Below are 4,476 nucleotides of genomic sequence, written 5' to 3' on the forward strand. Positions count from 1 at the left end.
CATCCTCCGCATTGTTCTCTCCACCCTGCTGATCGTGATTGCGGGAGCGATCGGCGCGCTGGTGGTGCTAACCAAGACCGAGCGCGGCCGCGACAATCTCGCCGGCATCATTTCGCGGCTGGCATCGACCGACGACCGCAAGATCACGGTCAGCGGCATAGACGGCATCTGGTCGGGAGCCCTCAGCGTCGACCATGTCGTGCTGGAGGATCGCGAGGGTGCCTGGCTGGTGGCGCGCAAGGTGGCCGTCGACTGGTCGCCGCTGGCGCTGCTGTCGAAAAACTTCAGCGCCGACCGCATCGCTGCCGAGCGCATAGAACTCGCCCGGTTGCCGGTGGCCAGCACGCAGCCGGCGCCGAGCGGCGGCACGACGACGCTGCCGGTTTCCATCGACATCAAGCAGATCGACCTGCCCGAGATCGCGCTTGGCCAGCAACTGGCCGGCAGCGGCATCGCCGAACTTGCCGCCAGGGGCATGCTCAAGGCCGACGCCGCGCCGCTGGCGGTCGAGACGGTGCTCAACGTCACCCGCCATGACGGCAAGCAAGGCAATGTCGATGCCAAGATCCACTTTGCGCCGGCGGACAACAGGCTCGATCTTGACCTCAAGGCCTCGGAGCCGGCAGGCGGCATCATCGCCAATCTGCTCAAGCTGCCCGATACGCCGCCGGTCGACATAATTGTCTCGGGCACCGGGCCGCTCGCCAATTGGAACGGCATCGGCACGTTCTCGGTCGACGGCAAGATCGTCACCCAGCTGACAGGCCGGCACCAACTGACCGACAAGGGTAATCATGTTGAGGCCAAGGGCGACGGCGATTTCGCTCGCTTCCTGCCTGAGAATCTCAAGCCGCTGTTTGCCGGCAAGACCAGCTTCGATGTCGCCGGCACCGCCACATCGGCCGGTGGCGTCAGTGTCGACCGCGCCAACATCGACAGCGATGCGGTGCACGGCACCGCGACCGGCATTGTCGATCCTGCCGGCGCCAGCGACCTCTCGATCGAACTCGCCGCCAAGGGTCCGCCCGTTGTGATCAGCGTCGGCAGCAAGGCGCAACCGATCACGCTGGCGATCAGCAATGCCACCGCCCGCGCCTTCGGCGACGGCAAGGCACCGATCATCGACATCGGCGCCTCCTTCGTCTCCATCGTCGCCGGCGGCACGCGGCTGGATGATCTGGCGGCGCAGATCCATTCCGACGGCTTTGACATCCAGAACCGCGCCGGGCCGGTCACCGTCAAGCTGCAGGCAGGTGGCCTCAACACCGACGTGGCGACGCTGGCGCCGCTGATCACCGGCAAGATCGATGTCGATCTGGCCGGGTCGGTCAGCAAGGATGCCATTGCCATCGACCAGGGCACGCTGCGCTCCGACGCGCTCAACGCCTCTCTGACGGCGACGGTGGCGCTTGCCGACCTGTCGATGCAGCTGAAGATGAACGCGGATGCCGTGGCGACGGCCTTTCCGCCGCAGATCGCCTCGGTGCTTGGCGCTCGGGTGAAATTCTCGGCCACCGCGGCCCGCGATCCGCAGGGATCCTTCGCCGCCAACTCGATCGAATTCACGTCCGGCACGCTCAGCGCCGCCGGCACGGCCAGCATGCAGGGCACCGACATCCGGGCCGACATCAAGGGCAAATTGGGCGACGTTTCCGTGCTGTCGCCGACAGTCGGCGTGCCGGTTGCCGGTGGCGTCGATTTCGCGCTGTCGGCAAGCGGCGCGATGACGGCGCCGGATTTCACCGTTACCGCCGATAGCGACAGCCTGACGGCATCGGGCCGCACGGTGAAGAGCATCAAGCTGACGGCGAGCGGCAAGGCCGATATCACCAGTCCCGCCGCCAACGTATCGCTGACCGGCTCCGTCAACGACCAGCCGCTCGATATCAAGGCAGCACTGGTGACAAGCGAGGGCAAGCGTTCGATCAACGGATTCCTGGTCTCGCTGGGCGACAACAAGGTCTCGGGCGATCTCGCGCTGGACGACAAGTACATGCCGCTCGGCACGCTGACGCTCGACGCGCCCGCTATCGACCAGTTGGCCGCACTCGCCGGCCAGGCGGTGACGGGCGACATCGACGGCACCATCGGCTTTGCCAAGGAGGGCGACGCGCCCTCCGTCGCGATCGATGCGAAGAGCACTTCGATCGCGCGTGGCGACGTGACGGCCAAGGCCATCACCGTCAATGCGCTGATCGCCAATTATCTCAAGGCGCCGGCGATCGCCGGTTCGATAAAGGCTGACAGCGTCACTTCCGGAACCACCGAAATCAGCGGCATCGGCGTCGACCTGAAGCGCGACGGCGATTGGACCAATTTCACCGGCGGCGCCACCATAGCGGGCATTCCGGCGACCGCTGCCGGCCGGGTGAAGATCGCCGACGGCAACACGAGCGTCGAGATTACCTCGGGCGAGGCGACGGTTCGCGGCATCAAGGCCGCAATCGCTCAGGCGTCGACACTGAGCATCGCCAACGGCACGGCCAGCATCGAGAAACTGGCGCTCGATGTCGGCGGCGGTTCGGTGACGCTGTCGGGCACTGCCGGTCAGACGCTCGACCTCGCGGCGCAATTTTCGGCACTGCCCGCGGCGCTCGCCAATGAATTTTCGCCCGGCCTCGACGCCGTCGGCACGCTCAGCGGCACGGCTGGAGTGACCGGGCCGCCGGCCGCTCCCGATGTCCGCTTCAATGCGCAACTGGCTGGCGTCGAAACCAGCCAGACTCGCCAGGCGGGGCTCGGAGCGCTGGCTGTCGACGCGGCAGGCAGTTACACCATGGCCGGCGGCGTGGTGCTCCATCAGGCGACACTGACCGGTGACAAGATTTCCGGCAAGGCAGCCGGCACCCTCAATCCGAACGGCGCCAGCGATTTTGCGCTCGATCTCATCTCATCCGGCCCCAGCCTGCCCCTGATTGTCGGCAGCGCCGGGAGCCCGGTCAAGATCGAAATCCGGTCCTTGTCGGCAAAGGTGGCGGGCGAGAGCACGCGGGCCCGCCTGGATGTCTCTGCGATCCTGCCCTCGATCGTCACCAGTCCAGCGAGGGTGGACGGGCTTGCCCTGGCGTTGCACTCGGATGCGTTCGATCTGAAGAACCGCGCAGGGCCAGTTTCCGGCACAGTGTCGGTGGACAAGGTCGGTCTCGACAATCCGGTGATTGCGCCGCTGATCGCCGGCAAGGTCACGGCGGCGCTCAGCGGTCGCCTGACAGCCGATGCGGTTGCCATAGACAGCGGCTCGCTCAAGAGCGATGCGCTGAACAGCCAGGTTGCCGGCCAGGTATCGCTGCGTGACGGTGCCATCGACCTCAATCTGAAGGCGGATGCCCCATCGTCGGCCTTGCCGGCGGCGGCACGCGGCATGCTTGGCGAACGCGCTGAGATCAGCGCCACGCTGAAGCGCGACCCCAACGGCAGTATCGCTATAGGCGGATTGAAGCTGACCTCGGGCGCGCTGACCGCAGACGGGCAAGCCAGCCTTGCCGACAACAAGGTGGCCGCCGACATCAAGGGTGCGCTGAGCGATATCTCGCTGCTGTCGAAAGACGCCAAGGGCGCCATCGCTTTTGCGTTGAACGCGCAGGGCCCGGCCGCGGCGCCGGACCTGTCGTTGACCATCGACAGCGACCGCCTTCTCGTGGCGGCGCGAGAGATCACCGGGCTGAAGCTGACCGCCACCGGCAAGGCCGATGCCGCCAATCCGGCGGCGAATGTGCAGCTGACCGGCAATGTCGCCGGCCAGGCGCTGCAAGGTAGTGCCGTGCTGGCGACGGCGGACGGCAAGAGCGCCATCAATGGCCTGCTGCTGTCGCTCGGCAAGAACAGGATTTCCGGCGATCTGGCGCTGGATGAAAAGTTCGTGCCGGTCGGCACCATCGCGCTCGACCTGCCCGATATCGGCCCGCTGGCAGCACTTGCCCTGGAGAAGGCCGAAGGCGATGTGCGCGGCACGATCGCCTTTTCGAAGAACGGCAATGCGCCACAGGTCGCAATCAAGGCGGCGACAGCATCGATTACGCGCGGCGACCTGCAGGCGAAAGCCGTCTCGATCGATGCGCTGGTCGCCAACTATCTGGCGGCGCCCGTGATCTCCGGAAAGATCCGCGCCGACACCGTCACGTCGGGCGGCACCGTGATCAGCGGCATCGATGTCGACTTGAAGCGCGACGGCGACTGGACCGGCTTCTCCGGCGGCGCAACCGTCAAGGGCATTCCGGCACAGGCCGCCGGCCGGGTGAAAGTGGCCAACGGCACGACGACCATCGAGCTTGCCTCCGGCCAGGCGACTGTCCAGGGCATCAAGACGGCCATCGCCCAGGCCTCGACCGTCAGCATTGCCAACGGCACAACGACGCTGGACCGGCTCGTGCTCAACCTTGGCGGTGGTACGGCGACGGTGACCGGCAAGGTCGGCACGGCGCTCGACATCAATGCGACGCTGGCGCGGGTGCCGATGTCGCTCGCCAACAGTTTCTC

At 66.4% G+C, this 4,476-nt stretch carries 1 protein-coding gene; it reads left to right on the top strand.

All coding sequences use genetic code 11. From position 1 onward, the window contains the following. Position 1: 1 nt before the first annotated feature. On the top strand, positions 2-4,476 hold a 4,475-nt coding region (locus EN994_RS19335), incomplete at its 3' end, for a translocation/assembly module TamB (RefSeq protein ID WP_127307728.1).

Source organism: Mesorhizobium sp. M7A.F.Ca.CA.002.09.1.1 (assembly GCF_003998555.1).
Lineage (GTDB): Bacteria > Pseudomonadota > Alphaproteobacteria > Rhizobiales > Rhizobiaceae > Mesorhizobium > Mesorhizobium ciceri.